The organism is Intrasporangium flavum, from assembly GCF_001956915.1.
GTDB lineage: Bacteria > Actinomycetota > Actinomycetes > Actinomycetales > Dermatophilaceae > Monashia > Monashia flava.
The window spans coordinates 1-853 of sequence record NZ_MLJO01000056.1; the positions used below are offsets into that span (position 1 = coordinate 1).

At 73.7% G+C, this 853-nt stretch carries 2 pseudogenes; one reads left to right on the plus strand and one right to left on the minus strand.

Annotated features, from left to right (window positions below):
* Positions 1–215, minus strand: a pseudogene (locus BIV28_RS19630) (phosphoglucosamine mutase); the annotation flags it as partial.
* A gap of 257 nt (positions 216–472) precedes the next feature.
* Here BIV28_RS19630 and BIV28_RS19635 point away from each other — a divergent pair.
* Positions 473–853: pseudogene (locus BIV28_RS19635) on the plus strand (hypothetical protein); the annotation flags it as partial.

Below are 853 nucleotides of genomic sequence, written 5' to 3' on the forward strand. Positions count from 1 at the left end.
CCCGCCGAGGCGAGCCCGGCGATCGTCGCGGCGGCGAGGAACTCGCCGGACGCGCGCGGGTCGCGCCCGACGACGGCCACGGGACGGTGCCCGTTGAACTCCCCGACCTCACCGAGCACGTGCGCGGCCGCGACCGACAGGTCGAGGGCCAGCTCGGCGGTGATGTCCTGGTTGGCGATGCCACGGACGCCGTCCGTGCCGAAGAGTCGAGCCACGTGTTGTGCCTTCCCGGTCGGGTGGCCCGCCGGCCGACCCAGGTCATGTGCTCGCACGACGATACCTCCAGTACGCGCCGGCCACCGCATGAGCCGGACGCGGCCCGGTCCCTCCCGGTTGCGACCGTTTCGCCCGGGACGGCCCGGCCGGAAGTGGCAGGCAACTGGCAGGCTTCTCCCACCACTTTCACAGACGGGCGCCACGACGATGGCCGGCATCCCGCCTTCCCTCGGGAGTCCCCTGTGAAAGGACCCGCATGAGCCCCCGACGTTCCCGCCGCCTCTCGGTCGCCGTCGCCGTCTCGGCAGCCGCGCTCACCCTCGGCACGGCCTTCGGCGCCACGAGCGCCACCGCGAGCAGCCCCGACGCGGCACCCGCCGTCTCGGGCGGCGTCACCGACCCCTACTCCCCCGCCTACGGCCACCCCTACCGCCACGGCTCCGTCCCGACCCGCGAGCTCAACACCCAGATGCACCGCTGGGAGGCCCAGACCAAGGGCTCGCGCGCCACCGCGAGCAAGACGCTGTCCTACGGCGGCGCCGTGGACGGCATCGGGGTCACGAGCGGAACCCCGAAGGTCTACCTCGTCTTCTGGGGCAGCCAGTGGGGCACCCAGGGCACCGACGCGTCGGGCAAC